Source organism: Sphingomonas sp. Tas61C01 (assembly GCF_052567495.1).
Genome location: NZ_CP199583.1, coordinates 1,745,038 through 1,761,433, shown reverse-complemented (window position 1 = coordinate 1,761,433; position 16,396 = coordinate 1,745,038). Strand labels below are relative to the sequence as shown.

The window sequence follows — 16,396 nt, the reverse complement described above, 5'->3', positions numbered from 1 at the left end:
ATGGGGGTAGTGCGCGCACGATGCAAATCTGCTTGCGGGGCGGTCGGCGCAGCCAGGAAGAGTGTTCGCGCAGAGACGCGGAGGACGCAGAGAGGGTGGATGTGGCGCAGATGTGGCGCTTCGTTATGGGGGTATCAAAGCTGCCGCGCTCGTGCCGCCTCCGCGTTCTCCGCGTCTCTGCGCGAACCAATCTTCTCGCCTAGGCGACGGGTGCGGGCCAGCAGCGTACCCGGTGCTAGAATCCACGCGCCCAGCGGAGCGCCAGGCCGAGGTCGGCCGGTGCCGCGGCGATGTTGCCGGGTTGGCGGCGCCAGTAGAGGTTGGTCTGGAGCGCGCCGCCGATCAGATAGGCGCTGTAGCGCGCCTCGATGTCGAGCTCGCGGCCGGCGGGGGCGAGATCGAGCCGCTGGACGGTCCAGGCGTTCACCAGCTCGGTGGCATAGTCGTAGCCGGTCGGCAGGCGGTAATCGATGCCGCCCGACGCGACCCGCAGCGGCTGGGCGACGCGCAGGCCGATGCTGTCGCCGCCGAACACCCCGTCCTTGCCGATGTCAGCGTCAAACGCACCGGTGCGGAGCAGGCCGGTGCCGCCGATCGCGCCGGTGAGTCGCGCCTGGCTCCAGCCGCGGCGCAGCGAGCCGCCGACCGACCAGCCGTCACCAAGCCGCAACCGTGCGACCGCATCGACGAACCAGCTGACCGCGCGCGGCGCGCCGAGGCCGCCGTCGAAGCGCGCGCCGAGCAGCGTGTCGTGCTCGTCTAGCCGGGCCGCGGTGACCAAGGCGGAGAGGCCGCCCAAGGTCTTGTCGAGCGCGACGGTGAAGCGGTCGTAGCCGAAGCGGCGATAGCTGCCGAGCGCGGCGAACTGCTGGTCGCGGCGGGCGAGCACGTCGCCGGTCTCCGCAGCGGCGGAGACGCCGATACCCCAGAGCTGCTGGCGGATCGCGCTCGCCGACCCTGCGATGTTCTCGAACCCGACGCCGCCGATTCCGGCGAGCAGGAAGGCGGGCTGCGAGACGCCGCTCATCTGCGCGGTGAGGCTGGTGCTTCCTTGAGAAAAGGCGAAGCCGACGGCGGTGTCGCGGGCGATCCGCTGCATCACCGTGCCCGCGATCGCGCGGCCGGCATCGGCGTCGGCGCGGGCGAGGGTGGAGCGCGACAGGACCACATCGCCGTTGGCGCGCGGGGTGATCGTCATCGACACCGTCATGCCGGCATTGGCGACCGCGACGCTGCGCTGCCGCGACAGCAGCACGCCGCCGAGCGTGCGGCTCTGCACGCCGGGGCGGATGGTGGTGCCGAGATCGACCGCGAAGGCGCGGTTGTAGCTGTCGAGGATCACCATGCCGAGCGTGCCGCGCCCCGAATCGCCCATCGGTGCGGACAGCGTGGCGTTGCTGGTCAGCGACACCGGCATCGTCGATCCGGCGACGCTCGTCGTGCCGACCGGCTGGAATGCGGCGGTGAGATCGAGCACGCCCTGGCCGTAGATCGGGTCTACCCCCGGTGCGCCGGCGTCGCGCGCGGTGCGATAGAGCAGGTCGACGATCTGCGCGCCAGTAAGGTTCGGGAAGGCCTGGGCGAGCAGCGCGACCGCCGCGGTGATCTGCGGTGTCGCGAACGACGTGCCCGACCAGAGATAGGGCGTGTTGGTCTCGTCGGGCGCACGGACGCGCTCGCCGACCGCGGTCAGGAAATGCGCGGCGCTGTCGCCGGCGCGGTCGCTGAAGCTGGAGATCGCGTCGGCGCCGGCGGTGCGGCTGTCGTTGGTGCCGACCGAACCGGCGACGATGACGAGGTTGCGCGCGATCCCCGGCTGGTTGGCGAAGGCGGCGGAGGCGGAAGGATTGGCGGTGCCGTCGTTACCCGCAGCGACGACGATGACCATCCCGGCGGCGGTGGCGCGGTTTACCGCGGCGAGCAGCGCGGACGAGGCGCCGTCGTCGCCGCCCAGCGAGATGTTGACCACCCGAGCGCCGCTAGTGCGGGCGATATCGATCCCCTTGGCGATGTTGTCGTCGTTGAACGAACAGCCGCTGGCGTCGGTGGAGGTCCCTGCCGCGCAGGTGCCGGGGGTGTCGCCGCGCAGCACGATCAGCGTCGAATCATAGGCGACGCCGTGGGTGCCCGATCCGTTGCGGCGGCCGCCGATCGTGAACGCGACCGCAGTGCCGTGGCCACCTTCGTCGTCGATCGAAGCGTTACCGGCGACGCTTTGCGAGGCGGACGAGATGCGGCTGCCGAATTCGGGGCTGTCGACATCGATCCCGGTGTCGATGATGCCGATGCTGATCCCGGCGCCGGTCGCGCCGCGCTGATAGGCGGCGAGCGCGTTCATCGACACCGCGCCGACGGTGGCGCGATATTCCGGCGTGTCGACGGTACCGGTGCTGGGGGTCGGCGCCGGAGTCGGGGCCGGTGCCGGCGTCGGAGTCGGGCTGACCGGCGGGGTCTGGGTCGGGACGGGCGTGGGGACCGGCGTCGGGGTCGGGGTCGTCGCGATCGGCGGCGTGGGGGTGCTGCCGACGCCACCGCCGCCGCCGCCGCACGCAGCGACCAGCGTGACGCCGATCAGGGCGGTCGTGCGCAGCAACCAGAGTCTCGACGTCGTCATGTTCCCGCGGCCTCGATCGGAAGGACGAACCACTTGCGGCATCTTCACTTTACGTGAGGCTAACGCGCCCCACACGTCTCGCAGCCGCAACGCGTCCCCAAGACGTTGCGGGATCGAGGTACGGACCGTAGGACCCGCGCGATGCACCCGCGCCTTGCCCATGTCCGCACCTGGATCTTCGATCTGGATAATACGCTATACCCCGCGAGTGCGAACCTATTCGCGCAGATCGACGTCAAGATGACCGTCTTCATCGGCGATTTCCTCGGCGTCGATGCAGCGGAGGCACACCGCATCCAGAAACAGTATTTCCTCGGCCACGGTACGACGCTGGCCGGGTTGATGGCCGAGCATGACGTCGATCCGCAGCGATTCCTCAATTACGTTCACGACGTCGAGATGGACGTGCTGCAGCAGGACGCGCCGCTGGTCGCCGCGATCGCGCGGCTGCCGGGCCGCAAGCTGGTCTTCACCAACGGCGACACCCCCTATGCGCTGAAGGTGCTCGACCGGATCGGGCTCGGCGGCAGCTTCGAGGCGGTCCACGACATCCACGCGATGGGGCTGGTGCCGAAGCCGCATCCCTCCGCCTATGCGGGGCTGTGCGCAGCATTCGATATCGATCCGGCGACTTCGGTGTTCGTCGAGGACATGGCCCGCAACCTGGCGCCCGCGAAGGCGATCGGGATGACCACGGTGTGGGTCGACAACGGATCCGAACAGGCGAGCGACGCCGACCGCAGCTATATCGATTTCACCGTCCACGCGCTCGCGCCGTGGCTCGAGACCATCTTGGAGGCAGCATGACCCAGCATTTGCAGGCGACGATCGACGCGGCGTGGGAAGATCGCGCGGGCGTTGGGTTCGAAACCGCGGGCGCGACGCGCGACGCGGTCGACCAGGCACTGGCACTGCTCGACGCGGGCGAGGCGCGGGTCGCGGAGCCCGATGGTGCGGGGGGCTGGCGGATCAACCAGTGGCTGAAGAAGGCGGTGCTGCTGTCGTTCCGGCTGAACGACAACCGGCTGATCGACAACGGGCCCGGGGCGGGGCACTGGTTCGACAAGGTGCCGTCCAAATTCTCGGGCTGGTCGGAGGCCGAGTTCCGAGCCGCGGGCTTCCGCGCGGTGCCGGGCAGCGTCGTGCGCCGCGGCGCCTATGTGGCGCCGGGCGCGATCCTGATGCCGAGCTTCGTCAACATCGGTGCGCATGTCGGCGCGGGCACGATGGTCGATACCTGGGCGACGGTCGGCAGTTGCGCGCAGATCGGCAAGAACGTCCATCTGTCGGGCGGCGCGGGGATCGGCGGGGTGCTCGAACCGCTGCAGGCCGATCCGGTGATCATCGGCGACGGCGCCTTCATCGGGGCGCGGTCCGAAGTCGCGGAGGGCGTGCGCGTCGGCGAGGGCGCGGTGCTGTCGATGGGGGTGTATCTCGGCGCGTCGACCAAGATCATCGACCGCGCGACCGGCGAGGTCTTCAAGGGCGAGGTGCCGCCCTATGCGGTGGTGGTGCCGGGATCCAGCGGCGGCAACCTGGGGCTCTATTGCGCGGTGATCGTCAAGCGGGTCGATGCGCAGACGCGCTCCAAGACCAGCATCAACGAGCTGCTGCGCGACTGATCGTCTCGACAGCGTCATCGCCGCTGCCTACCGCCGTACCGACATCAAGAGGGAATGATCATGACCGCCACCGCCAGCCAGGTACTCGACCGCGTTCTCGTGCTGGAGATGGTCCGCGTTACCGAGGCCGCGGCGATCGCGGCGTCGACGCTGGTCGGGCGCGGCGACGAGAAGGCGGCGGACGCGGCGGCGGTGGAGGCGATGCGCGAGGCGCTCAATTCGCTGTACATGGACGGCACCGTGGTGATCGGCGAGGGCGAGCGCGACGAGGCGCCGATGCTGTTCATCGGCGAGAAGGTCGGCTCGGCGATCGGCTCCGGCCCCAAGATCGACATTGCGCTCGATCCGCTGGAGGGCACCACGATCTGCGCGACCGCGGGGCCGAACTCGCTGGCGGTACTGGCGATCGCGGAGGAGGGCGGGCTGCTCCACGCGCCCGACGTTTACATGGACAAGATCGCGGTCGGACCGGGCTATCCGGAGGGGATCATCGATCTCGACAGGACCCCGACCGAGAACGTCACCGCGCTCGCCGCGGCGAAGGGCGTCAGCCCGCGCGACATCATCGCCTGCGTGCTGGATCGGCCGCGGCACGAGGCGCTGATCGCGGAGCTACGCGCGCTCGGCTGCGGAATCATGCTGATCGGCGACGGCGACGTCGCGGGGGTGATCGCGACGACCAATCCCGACACGACGATCGACATCTATATGGGATCGGGCGGCGCGCCGGAGGGCGTGCTGGCCGCCGCGGCGCTGCGCTGCGTCGGCGGCCAGTTCAAGGGCCGGCTGCTGTTCCGCAACGACGACGAGCGCGCGCGGGCCGCGAAATGGGGCGTGACCGATCTCGACAAGCAGTACGATCTGACTGAGCTCGCGCGCGGCGACTGCATCTTCGCCGCGACCGGCGTGACCGACGGATCCCTGCTCCAGGGCGTCAAGCGCAAGGCCAAGATCATGACCACCGAAAGCGTGGTGATGCGCGCATCGTCGGGCACGGTGCGCTGGGTGAAGGGCGAACACCGGCTCTGATGCTCGCGGCGCTGCTGGCGGTCGCCGGGTTCGCCATCGTCGCCTGGTATGTGCGCGGCGGGCGCGGCGGCATGCCCGCGCTGGCGACGCTCGACCGCGACCGGGCACGGCGACGCTATCGGCAAACGATCCGGCGAGGGTTGCTGGCGTTCGGCCTGTCGTCGCTGGCCGGACTGGCGCTGCTCGGCCGGATTGAAGCGCTGTGGCACTTTCCGGCGGAACTCGCGCCGCTGCGCGCGCCGCTGATGGCGGTGGCCGAGCCGGAGAGCTTCGTCGATGCCGCGGCGATCGGCCTGGCGGCGGGCGAGATACTGCTCGTGGCGATGCTGCTGGTCGCGCGTGCGCGCGGGAAGCCGGCGGCGCTGCCGATCGGCGGCGCGGGGCTGATGCCGCGCGACGCCGGAGAGCTGTGCTGGGCGGCGGCGCTGGCACTGGTTTCGAGCGTGGTCGAGGAACTGTTCTTCCGACTGTTCCTGCCGCTGGCAGTCGCGGTGACGACGGGGAGCGCGGTTGCGGGGCTGGTCATTGCGCTGGCAGCCTTCGCGGCGGTGCACCGCTATCAGGGCTGGAGGGGGATGGCAGCGACCGGCGCGGCGGGGGCGGTGCTGGCGGCGGTGTATCTGGGGAGCGGTGAGCTGTGGCTGGCGATTGCGGTGCACGGTGCGATCAATCTCAATGCACTGGTGGTGCGGCCGGTGGTTGGGGGTGTCGTCTCTCGCAACTACCCCGGCGGAGGCCGGGGCCCAGCTGGGAGAACGTAGTAATCGCGCGCATCGCTCCGCTATCTCCACCTGCGTAACTGGGCCCCGGCCTTCGCCGGGGTGGTGTTTGGGGGGTGCGTTTCGTCCCTACTCTTCCGACCCGATTGGCGTTAGCTTGACTTGAAATCGGGGAGTGCGGGCATGCGATCGAAGCGTCTTCATTGGTTGGCCGGGGCGGCGCTGGCGGTGTCCGCACCGACGATCTCGACCGCGCAGACCGCGCCCGCCGCGGAGCAGGAGGAGCAGGAGTCGCCGTTCACCTACCAGGAGGTGATGGTCCCGATGCATGACGGCGCCAAGCTGCAGACGGTGATCATGCGACCGCGCGGCAACGGCGCCAAGCTGCCGATCCTGCTCCAGCGCACGCCGTACGGGGTGCCCGACGAGGCGCTGCCGGCGAGCTTCGCGGCGCGGTACAAGTCGATGCTAGACGACGGCTATATTCTCGTGTTCCAGTCGATGCGGGGGCGGTTCAAGTCGGACGGCGTGTTCACGCTGTCGACCGCGGTACACCCGAAGGATCCGAAGGCAGTCGACGAGGCGACCGATGCCTACGACACCATCGATTGGCTGGTGAAGAACGTCCCCGCCAATACCGGCAAGGTCGGGATGTGGGGTGTGTCCTATCCGGGCTTCGCCGCCGCAGTCGCGCTGGCCAAGCCGCATCCGGCGCTGAAGGCGGTCAGCCCCCAGGCCGCTTGGATCGATTATTGGCAGTCCGACGATCTCCACCGCAACGGCGCGCTGCGGCTGTCCTATGCGACCGACTGGGTATCGTCGCTGCAGCTCGACAAGACGCAGAACAAGGCGTTCGTCTATCCGGGCGTCGACACGTATTCGTTCTTCCTGGAACAGGGAACGGCCGAGTCGATCGACCGCAATTTCTTCAAGGGCGCGGTGCCGATGTTCACCAAGCTGCTCGATCATCCGAACCACGACGATTTCTATACCGGGCAGCGCTGGTCCGACACGCTGGGCAAGACGACGGTGCCGACGCTGAACGTCGCGGGCTTCTGGGATCAGGAGGATCCCTATGGGTCGTGGCAGATCTATGCGCGGCAGAAGCGCAATGACCCCAATGGCCTGGCGCAGATCGTCGCGGGGCCGTGGAACCATGGCGGGTGGCAGGGCAAGGGGGACATGCTCGGACGGATCCCGTTGGGGACCGCGAGCGGCGACCAGTTCAAGGACGAGATCCAGGCGCCGTTCTTCCGCTACTGGCTGCACGGTAAGGGCGCGCGGCCCGATTTCGGCGCGAAGATGTTCCAGTCGGGATCGAACCTGTGGAAGACCTACAAGGCGTGGCCCCCCGCCGGCGCGCGCGCGACCGAACTGTATCTGCATGCCGACGGCACGCTGTCGTTCGCCGCGCCCGCTGCGGGGGAGGCGTGCCGCAGCTATGTGTCCGATCCCGCCAACCCGGTACCGTTCCGTGCGCGGCCGATCTCGCCGACCTATCCCGCGCCCGAATGGCGGCAATGGGAATCGGACGATCAGCGTTTCGTCGATCATCGGCCGGATGTGCTGAGCTATGTCTCGACGCCGCTGACCGAGGACTTGACCGTGACCGGCGCGATCGCGGCGACGCTGATGGCTTCGACGAGCGGCACCGACAGCGATTTCGTGATCAAGCTGATCGACGTGCTGCCCGACGACACCCAGCCTTACGATCCGACCACCGCCAAGCTCGGCGACTATACGACGCAGCTGAACGGCTATCAGCTGCCAATCGCGATGGAGGTGCGTCGCGGCCGCTTCCTGGCGAGCGACACCCGGCCGCAGGCGCTGGTGCCGGGCAAGGTGGTGGCGTGGGACATCCCGTTGCGCGATCACGATCACGTGTTCCGCAAGGGGCACCGGATGATGGTGCAAGTGCAGTCGACCTGGTTCCCGATGATCGACCGCAACCCGCAACGCTTCGTGGCCAACATTGCGCGCGCACAACCGGCGGATTACGTGGCGGCGACGCAGAAGGTTTGTGCGGGATCGCGGGTGACGTTGCCGGTGATGCGGTAGTCGGTTGCTTCCACGCACCACCCCGGCGAAGGCCGGGGCCCAGGCGGGCGAACGGCGGTAATCGTGCGCCGTCCTCCGTAACCTCCACCTGCATAACTGGGCCCCGGCCTTCGCCGGGGTGGTGTTTACGCGCGATGCGCGTTCAATTCTTCAGGCGCCAGCCGGTGCGGAAGATCCAGGCGATGGCGATGAGGCAGAGCGCGAGGAACAGCCCAGTCACCGCAAGGCTGACGCCGACCGCGACGTCGCCGGTGCCGAAGAAGCTCCAGCGGAAGCCGCTGACCAGATAGACCACCGGGTTGAACAGGCTGACCGTCCGCCACGGCTGGGGCAGCATGTCGATCGAGTAGAAGGCGCCGCCCAGGAAGGTGAGCGGGGTGATCAGCAAGGCGGGTACGAAGGAGAGCTGTTCGAAGCCCTTCGCCCATATTCCGATGATGAAGCCGAACAGGCTGAACGCGACCGAGGTGAGGATCAGGAAGGCGATCATCGCCAGCGGGTGTTCGATCCGCAGCGGCACGAAGAACGCCGCGGTGGCGAGAATGATCAAGCCGAGGATCACCGACTTGGTGGTCGCCGCGCCGACATAGCCGATCACCATCTCCATCGCCGATACAGGGGCGGACAGCAGCTCGTAGATCGTGCCGGTGAACTTCGGGAAGTAGATGCCGATCGAGGCGTTGGAGATGCTCTGGGTGAGCAGCGAGAGCATGATCAGCCCGGGGACGATGAAGCTGCCATAGCCGACCCCGCCGACCTCCTGCATGCGGCTGCCGATCGCGCCGCCGAACACGATGAAATAGAGCGAGGTGGTGAGAACGGGGGTGACCAGGCTTTGCCACAGGGTGCGCAGCGCGCGCGCCATCTCGAACCGGTAGATCGCCCAGATGCCGTGATAATTCATGCTCGGGTTCCCAGGCGGATTGTGGCGCAGCGCATCACCGGTGGCCGACCAGGTCGACGAAGATGTCCTCCAGGCTCGACTTGCTTGTCTCCAGATCCTTGAAGGCGATGCCGCGTTCGGCGAGGCGGGTGAGCAGGGTGGGGATGCCGGTGCGTTCCTCGGTGGCGTCGAAGATATAGCGCAGCGTGTTGCCGTCGTTCTCGAGCGTCAGCTGCCAATCGTCGAAATCGCCGGGCAGCGCCGCGAGCGGCTCCGCCAAGGCGAGATCGAGGGTGCGCTTGCCGAGCTTCTTCATCAGCGCGGCCTTTTCCTCGACCAGCAGCAGCTTGCCCTTGTCGATCACCCCGACGCGGTCGGCCATCTCCTCGGCCTCCTCGATATAATGGGTGGTGAGGATGATCGTCGTGCCCTTCGCGCGAAGGCGGTGGACGAGCTTCCACATGTCGCGGCGCAGCGCGACGTCGACGCCTGCGGTAGGTTCGTCGAGGAACAGGATGTCGGGCTCGTGGCTCAGCGCCTTCGCGATCAGGACGCGGCGCTTCATGCCGCCGGACAGTTCCATGATCTTGGCGTGGCGCTTGTCCCAGAGCGACAGGTCGCGCAGCACCTCCTCGATATAGGCGCTGTGGCCCGAGCGGCCGAACAGGCGGCGGCTGAAGGTGACGGTGGCGAGCACCGTTTCGAACATGTCGACCGACAATTCCTGGGGGACGAGGCCGATCAGGCGGCGCGCGGCCTTCGGATCGGTGACGACGTCATGGCCGGCGACGGTGACGCTGCCGGAACTCGGCGTGACGATGCCGCAGATGATGCTGATCAGCGTCGTCTTGCCCGCACCGTTGGGGCCGAGCAGCGCGAAAATCTCGCCTTTGTCGATGGCCAGATCGACCGGCGAGAGCGCGGTGGTGCCACCGGCGTAGGTCTTCGACACGCCGGACACGGTGAGGATGCTTGCGGTCATGGTGCCCCTTTGGCGACCAGATAGGGTCGCGCGCCGGGCAAGAGAAGGGGCGCGGCTATTTGCCGCGTGCCGCTGCCACCGCGCGTTCGAGTTCCTCGACCGGCAGCGCGCCCGACAGCACCCGGTCGCCGATCACCCAGCTGGGGGTGCCGGTCATGCCCAGCTTGGCCGCGGTTTCGAGATTGCGCGCGATCTCGCTGTCGATCGTGGCGGGATCGGCGGCGCCGCTCACCCCGGCCCGCGCGCTGGCGGCGGCGATGGTCTGCGCACTCACCGGGCCGGCTGCATAGAGCGCGTCGTGGAACGCCTGGAACTTCCCCTGCTGCGCAGCGGTAAGGCTGGCGCGCGCGGCGTCGCGGCTGGTCTCGGCGAGGATCGGCATGTCGCGGTAGACCAGGCGGATGCCGCGGTCGCGCGCCAGCAGGTCCGCGATCCTCGGCAGGCTGGCGCGGCAATAGCCGCAATTATAGTCGAAATACTCGACGACGGTGACGTCGCCCTTCGGATTGCCCGACCAGGCGCTGCCGAACGGCGTGGTGATCGCGGCGCGGTTGGCGGCGACGAGCTTGCCCGATTCGCGTTCCTGCAGGCGCTGCATCGCCTGTGGAATGATCTCCGGATTGGCGAGCACGTAATCATGCACCACGCGTTCGATTTGCGCCCGATCGGCGCCGGCGGGCACGGCGGCGCGATCGTAGCTCCAGATCGCGCCGCCGCCGATCGCTGCGCCGAGCAGCGCGACCAGCGGCATCGTCCAGCGCCTCATCGACGCTTATACTTTTTGGGATTGTCTTCCATGTCGTTCTGCGCGGCCATCGCGATGTCCTGTGCGCGGATCCAGTCGGTGGTGTTCGCGGGGATGTTGGCAAGCGCGTAGGAGGCGGACTGGGCGGCAGTGCGGTGATCGCCGTTCATGCTCGCCTGCTCCGCGGTTGCGAGCGCGGCGCGTGCGGTGTCGCCGGTGAGTTCGTAGACGGTGCCGAGCTGATACCAGGCGAACGGGTTCTCGTTGTCGCGATTGACCGCGATCCGCAGAACCTTCACCGCCTCGGCGTAATTGGCCTTGTCCTCGGTCGCGATCAGCGCGTGGCCGAAAGTGGTCGCGATCAGCGGGTTGTTGCCGGTTCCCGCGGTCGCGGCGCGGAGCGGCGCCAGCGCATCGCGCGGGCGGCCGGCCTCGAGCAGGATCTGGCCCTGAATCTCCTGGAAATAGGGGTCGTCGGGCTTGGCCCCGATCAGCGCCGCGGCCTCGGCATCGGCTTTGTCGGGGTAGCCCGCCTTGTGATAGGCATAGGCACGGGCATAATGTGCGTAGACCGAATTGTCGGTGGCCGGATATTCCGCGAGCGTACGTTCGGGCGTCGCGACATAGCCCTGGAGCTTGGCCTTCACCCGCTTGAAGCGTTCCTCCAGCGCGGCGTCGGGCTTGGCGTTCCACGCCGGCGCGGTCTGCAGGTCGTTGGTGAGGTTCGCGATGCGCTCGCCCGACAGCGGATGGCTCTGCATGAACGGATCGATGTTGGCGAGCCCGTAGCCATATTCTTGCTGCTGGAGCTTCTTGAAGAAGCTGATCATGCCCTTGCCGCTGACCCCGGCGGTGTTGAGGTAGCGCGCGCCCGCGGCGTCGGCGCTGGCCTCCTGGGTGCGGGTGAAGGCGAGATACTTGCCGAGCCCCGCCTGCTGCCCCGCGGCCATGATCCCGGCGCCCGCCTCGCCGCTACCGGCGGCGATCGCGGCGACGCCGAGGACCATCGACAGCAGGGTGATTCCCATCGCCGGCTTGGTGCCGGCATCGGCGAGCGCGACATGGCCGTCGGCGATGTGGCCGATCTCGTGCGCGATCACGCCCTGGACCTGGTTGGCGTTGTCCGCGGCCTGGATCAGTCCCGAATGGACGTAGACGGTCTGCCCGCCGACGACGAAGGCGTTGATCGAATCGTCGTTGATCAGCACGACCTGGACGTCGCGGGTCGACAGCCCCGCCGCCTTGATGATCGACGCCGACATGTCCTTGAACATCGCCTCCGTCTCGGCATCGCGCAGGATCGACTGGGCGGCGGCGGGCTGGGCGAAGAGCAGGATCGAGGCGGCGAAGGCGGCGACTATACGCTTCATGGACGCGCTTATCGTCGATTTAGCGCGGCGGGACAATCGCTTGTGGTGCGGAGGCGCCGTCAAGCTCAGCGGTTGCCCGGCCTTCGCCGGGGAAGCTGCAGCTGGCTCCGGGCGGAGCTCGAACAGCGCAATGGGCGGGCAGCATCGCTTGCTGCCCGCCCATCGTCAGTAATCGGCGTTGTGGATCAGGCGCCGAAGGTGCGCTGCCACCAGCCGCGCCGCGGCGGGCCGGATTCGCCGTCGTCGCTGTCGCCGTCGGTGTCGTTGGCAGGCGCCGTGGCGTCGGGGCCGGGCGACACCGGCGAACCGGCGACATCGGCTGCGTCCGCTTCCGGGGTGGAGCCGGGCGCATCGGTGCCCGCGGCGGGACGCTTGCGCGCCGGGCGGCGCTTGGGCTTCTCGGCCGGTTCGGCGGCTATTTCGGGCTCGGGCGCCTCGACCGGTGCGGTATCGGCGGCGGGGGCCGCCTTGCGACGCGAGCGGCGCGGCTTGGGGGCGGCTTCCTCAGACGGTGCCTCGGTCACTGCCTCTTCGGCGGGTGCTTCGGCTACCGGAGCCTCGGCCGCGACCTCGCCGGCCGGTGCCTTGGCACGGGCGCGCGGGCGGCGGCGGGTCTTCGGCGCGTCGGCAGCGGGCGCCGCTTCGACCGGAGCCTGGGGCTGTGCCTCGACCTCGGCGGCGGGCTCGACGTCCGCGACCGGCTCGATCTCGCGCGCCTCGGCGACCGCATCGGCGCCGGTGTCGTTCTGACCACCGCGTCCGCCACGACCACCGCGGCGACCGCGACGCCCGCGACGACGCCGGCCTTCGCCGTCCTCGCCGACCGGCTGTTCGCCGACGAACTCGGGTGCAGCCTCGCCATCGATAGCGGTCTCGCCCTCGGCTTCACCCTCGTACTCGGCATCGCCTTCATACTCGGCGTCGGTGGCGAGCGGCTGGTCGCCGGCCTCGCCATTGCCCTCGCCCTGCTCGTCGCGGCGACCGCGACCACGGCCGCGACGACGACGGCGGCGCTTGCCGCGGCCCTCGCCTTCCTCGCCGCTGCGCTCTTCGCGGGGCGCACGGTCGGTACGGTCGGCGCGGGGCTGCTCGGCCTCGTCCTCGGCGGGTTCCTCGTCCTCCTCGGCGTCGATCTCCTCGACGTAATCGTCCTCTTCCTCCTCGACGAGGAGTTCGAACTTCGGCGCGTGGGCTGGCGGCGGGCCGGCGGCTTCGACCGACATCCGCGCGCCTTCCTCGTCGTTGCCGGCGAGGATCTCGACATGGACGCCGTAGCGATCCTCGATCTCGGCGATGTCCGAGCGCTTCTGGTTGAGCACGTAGAAGGCGGCTTCCTGGCTCGCGCGGAGCGTCAGGATCGATCCGCGGCCGCGCGCGGCCTCGTCCTCGATCAGGCGCAGCGCGCTGAGGCCCGCCGACGATGCGGTGCGGACCAGCCCGGTGCCCTCGCAATGCGGGCAGGCGCGGGTGGAGGCTTCGAGCACGCCGGTGCGCAGGCGCTGGCGGCTCATCTCCATCAGGCCGAACGACGAGATGCGGCCGACCTGGATGCGGGCGCGGTCGTTCTTGAGCGCGTCCTTCATCGCCTTCTCGACCTTGCGGACGTTCGAGCCGTTGTCCATGTCGATGAAGTCGATCACGACGAGGCCGGCCATGTCGCGCAGGCGGAGCTGACGCGCGATTTCCTGCGCGGCCTCCAGATTGGTCGCGGTCGCGGTCTGCTCGATATTATGTTCGCGGGTCGACCGGCCCGAGTTGATGTCGATCGACACCAGCGCCTCGGTCGGGTTGATGACCAGGTAGCCGCCCGACTTCAGCTGCACGACCGGATGGTACATCGCGGCGAGCTGATCCTCGACCCCGGCGCGCTGGTAGAGCGGCACCGCATCGGCATATTGCTTCACGCGGCGAGCGTGGCTCGGCATCAGGAGCTTCATGAACTCCTTGGCCTGGCGATAGCCGTCGTCGCCCTCGACGATCACCTCGTCGATGTCCTTGTTGTAGATGTCGCGGATCGCGCGCTTGATCAGGTCGCTGTCGCCATAGACGAGCGCGGGCGCGGACGAGCCGAGCGTGGTCTCGCGGATCCCGTCCCACAGCCGGGCGAGATAATCGAAGTCGCGCTTGATCTCGACCTTGGTGCGCTGGAGCCCCGCGGTGCGGACGATGCAGCCCATCGACGGCGGCAGCTTCATGTCCGCCATGATCGACTTCAGCCGCTTGCGGTCGCCCGCATTGCTGATCTTGCGGCTGATCCCGCCGCCGTGCGACGTGTTGGGCATCAGCACGCAGTAACGGCCGGCGAGCGACAAATAGGTGGTCAGCGCCGCGCCCTTGTTGCCGCGCTCTTCCTTCACGACCTGGACGAGCAGCACCTGGCGGCGATGGATCACGTCCTGGATCTTGTAGCGGCGGCGCAGGTTCATCCGGCGTTGGCGAAGCGCCTCGACCTGATCCTCGTTGGCGCTGCGGCCACGCTTGGGCGCGCGGGGTGCGGCGCCCTCGGCCTCGCCGTCGATCTCGTCGTCATGGTCGTCGTCGTCGTGATCGTCGCCCGACGAGGTGCCCTCGTCGTCGCCGCGCTCGACCTCCTCGATGCCGTCGTCGAGATCGTCGTCGTCGTCATGCTCGGCGCGCAGCGCAGCCTCTTCGGCGGCGTGCTCGGCCTCTTCGCGCAGCAGCGCGTCGCGATCCTCCTTGGGGATCTGGTAGTAATCGGGATGGATCTCGCTGAACGCGAGAAAGCCGTGGCGATTGCCGCCGTAATCGATGAACGCCGCCTGCAGCGACGGTTCGACCCGCGTCACCTTGGCGAGGTAGATGTTTCCCTTGAGCTGCTTGCGCTCGGCGGATTCGAAGTCAAATTCCTCGATCCGGTTTCCCTTGACCACGGCCACGCGGGTTTCTTCCCGGTGGCGTGCGTCGATCAGCATGCGCGTCGTCATTGAATGGTCTCCACGCGCGCCCCGTGACTACGGTCGGCGCGCGACGATGTGCGCGCCGATGCGGCGCGCGGATGGAAGGCGAAGATGCGTCTGTTCGCAAGTCAGGCCGGGGGGCACGCCGAACGGCAGGGCCCTGCGCCGCCGGCACGCTCGCGCATCCGCCGGCGAAGGCCGGGCGGGTACGGGCATGGGGCAAATGCATCATTGCGAACGTCAACCTGTTGAAGCCGTCCCCAGGAAGGGGCGGGGACCGGTGCGTCGCGTTTCGAAATGGCACGATGCACGGGTACGTAACGAGTGGTAGCATCGCCTCGTTCGCACCGCAACTGGCGCACTTTTGCCGCACTGCCCGCGCGTAACGCGCTGCGCGGAAAGGATGTAAACGACTCGTTAACTACAATCTGCTACGGTCGACGCAGCGGCGACACGAGACGATCGGCGAAGAGGGACTTTCATGGCCAATCACTGGACCCGGGCCTTCGCGGGATGGGCCATTGCCGGCCTGGCGATCGCCGCCGCACCGGCGCGCGCGGCGGAGAGCGTCGCCGATCGGGTGAAAGTCACCGAGGATCGGATCTCGGGCGCCCTGTCGGGACGGCCCAAATACAAGGTATCGCGGCTGGTGCCGCCGCGCGCACGATCCGCCGGTCTCCCCAAGGTATCGGGCGACGAGGATCGCCCGCTGGTGGTGATCGACGCCGGGCATGGCGGGGTCGATCCCGGTGCGATCAACAGCCTGACCGGCCTTCGTGAAAAGGACGTCACGCTGCGGATCGCGCGGGCGATGCGCGACGAACTGCTCGCCAGCGGGCGGGTACGGGTGGCGCTGACCCGCGACAAGGACCGCTACCTGATCCTGCGCGAACGCTACGGGGTGGCGCGGCGATTGAAGGCCGATCTGTTCATCTCCGTGCATTGCGACAGCGTCGGCAACGGTGATGCGACCGGGGCGTCGGTCTATACCTTGTCGGAGGTCGCGTCGGACAAGGAAGCCGCACGGCTCGCGGCGCGCGAGAACAAGGCGGATGTGATCGCTGGCGTGAACCTGGGCGATGCCAGCGCGGACGTGTCGTCGATCCTGATCGACCTGGCGCAGCGCGAGACGATGAACGCGTCGGCGGGCTTCGCGCGGCTGCTCGCCCGCGAGGCCAAGCCGCTGATCCCTACCAAGGCCAAGTTCCACCGGATGGCGTCGCTGATGGTGCTGAAGGCCCCTGACATGCCGTCGATCCTGTTCGAGACGGGGTATATCTCGAACCCGGTCGACGCGGCGTTTATCGACAGCCCGGAGGGTCGCCAACGAATTTCGGAGAGCGTCCGCCGCGCGGTCGAGGTGTATTTCGCGAAGCGAATGGTGGCGCGCTAAACCACATCGGGGTTGCGCCGACCTCACCCGAAAACGATGCGCTGGCGTGCGGTGGCCGATCTG

12 protein-coding genes are annotated in these 16,396 nt (G+C 68.5%); 6 read left to right on the top strand and 6 right to left on the bottom strand.

Translation table 11 applies throughout. The features are described from left to right. Window positions 1-235 precede the first annotated feature (235 nt). On the bottom strand, window positions 236-2,614 hold the full coding sequence (locus ACT009_RS08285) for a S8 family serine peptidase (RefSeq protein WP_445193860.1): 2,379 nt from the start codon (window positions 2,612-2,614) through the stop codon (window positions 236-238). A gap of 141 nt (window positions 2,615-2,755) precedes the next feature. On the opposite strand from ACT009_RS08285, the gene ACT009_RS08280 reads away from it, so the two are divergent. The 5 genes from ACT009_RS08280 (at window position 2,756) to ACT009_RS08260 (ending at window position 8,042) form a co-directional block, all read left to right on the top strand. Continuing rightward, on the top strand, window positions 2,756-3,421 hold the full coding sequence (locus ACT009_RS08280) for a pyrimidine 5'-nucleotidase (protein ID WP_445193859.1): 666 nt from the start codon (window positions 2,756-2,758) through the stop codon (window positions 3,419-3,421). Beyond that, on the top strand, window positions 3,418-4,236 hold the full coding sequence (dapD, locus tag ACT009_RS08275) for a 2,3,4,5-tetrahydropyridine-2,6-dicarboxylate N-succinyltransferase (RefSeq protein ID WP_445193858.1): 819 nt from the start codon (window positions 3,418-3,420) through the stop codon (window positions 4,234-4,236). Before ACT009_RS08280 ends, dapD begins: the two co-directional genes overlap by 4 nt. Window positions 4,237-4,296: 60 nt before the next feature. After that, window positions 4,297-5,265, top strand: a complete 969-nt coding sequence (gene glpX, locus ACT009_RS08270) for a class II fructose-bisphosphatase (RefSeq protein WP_445193857.1) — start codon at window positions 4,297-4,299, stop codon at window positions 5,263-5,265. Further along, on the top strand, window positions 5,265-6,026 hold the full coding sequence (locus ACT009_RS08265; RefSeq protein WP_445193856.1) for a CPBP family intramembrane glutamic endopeptidase: 762 nt from the start codon (window positions 5,265-5,267) through the stop codon (window positions 6,024-6,026). The genes glpX and ACT009_RS08265 overlap by 1 nt, the downstream gene beginning before the upstream one ends. 141 nt (window positions 6,027-6,167) lie before the next feature. Beyond that, window positions 6,168-8,042 carry a CocE/NonD family hydrolase gene (locus tag ACT009_RS08260; protein WP_445193855.1) on the top strand — a complete coding sequence of 625 codons (1,875 nt, stop codon included), beginning with the start codon at window positions 6,168-6,170 and terminating at the stop codon, window positions 8,040-8,042. A gap of 142 nt (window positions 8,043-8,184) precedes the next feature. Here the strand turns inward: ACT009_RS08260 and ACT009_RS08255 are convergent, their stop codons facing one another. The 5 genes from ACT009_RS08255 to ACT009_RS08235 all read right to left on the bottom strand — a co-directional run bounded on the left by ACT009_RS08255 (window position 8,185) and on the right by ACT009_RS08235 (window position 14,955). Beyond that, entirely contained in the window at window positions 8,185-8,946 is a 762-nt protein-coding gene (locus ACT009_RS08255; RefSeq protein WP_445193854.1) for an ABC transporter permease, read from the bottom strand. Between the two features lie 34 nt (window positions 8,947-8,980). Continuing rightward, window positions 8,981-9,907: an ABC transporter ATP-binding protein gene (locus ACT009_RS08250; RefSeq protein ID WP_445193853.1), complete on the bottom strand. Its 927-nt coding sequence runs from the start codon at window positions 9,905-9,907 to the stop codon at window positions 8,981-8,983. A gap of 55 nt (window positions 9,908-9,962) precedes the next feature. Then, window positions 9,963-10,673, bottom strand: coding sequence for a DsbA family protein (locus ACT009_RS08245; protein ID WP_445193852.1), 711 nt, complete (start codon window positions 10,671-10,673; stop codon window positions 9,963-9,965). Then, complete coding sequence (locus tag ACT009_RS08240) at window positions 10,670-12,022, bottom strand: M48 family metalloprotease (protein WP_445193851.1); 1,353 nt, start codon at window positions 12,020-12,022, stop codon at window positions 10,670-10,672. Before ACT009_RS08240 ends, ACT009_RS08245 begins: the two co-directional genes overlap by 4 nt. 185 nt (window positions 12,023-12,207) lie before the next feature. Next, the gene (locus ACT009_RS08235) at window positions 12,208-14,955 is read right to left on the bottom strand and encodes an Rne/Rng family ribonuclease (RefSeq protein ID WP_445194046.1); all 2,748 of its coding nucleotides are present in this window, start codon (window positions 14,953-14,955) and stop codon (window positions 12,208-12,210) included. Window positions 14,956-15,421: 466 nt separating this feature from the next. Here ACT009_RS08235 and ACT009_RS08230 point away from each other — a divergent pair, with 466 nt between their 5' ends. Then, window positions 15,422-16,333: an N-acetylmuramoyl-L-alanine amidase family protein gene (locus ACT009_RS08230; protein ID WP_445193850.1), complete on the top strand. Its 912-nt coding sequence runs from the start codon at window positions 15,422-15,424 to the stop codon at window positions 16,331-16,333. The last annotated feature ends 63 nt before the right edge of the window (window positions 16,334-16,396 follow it).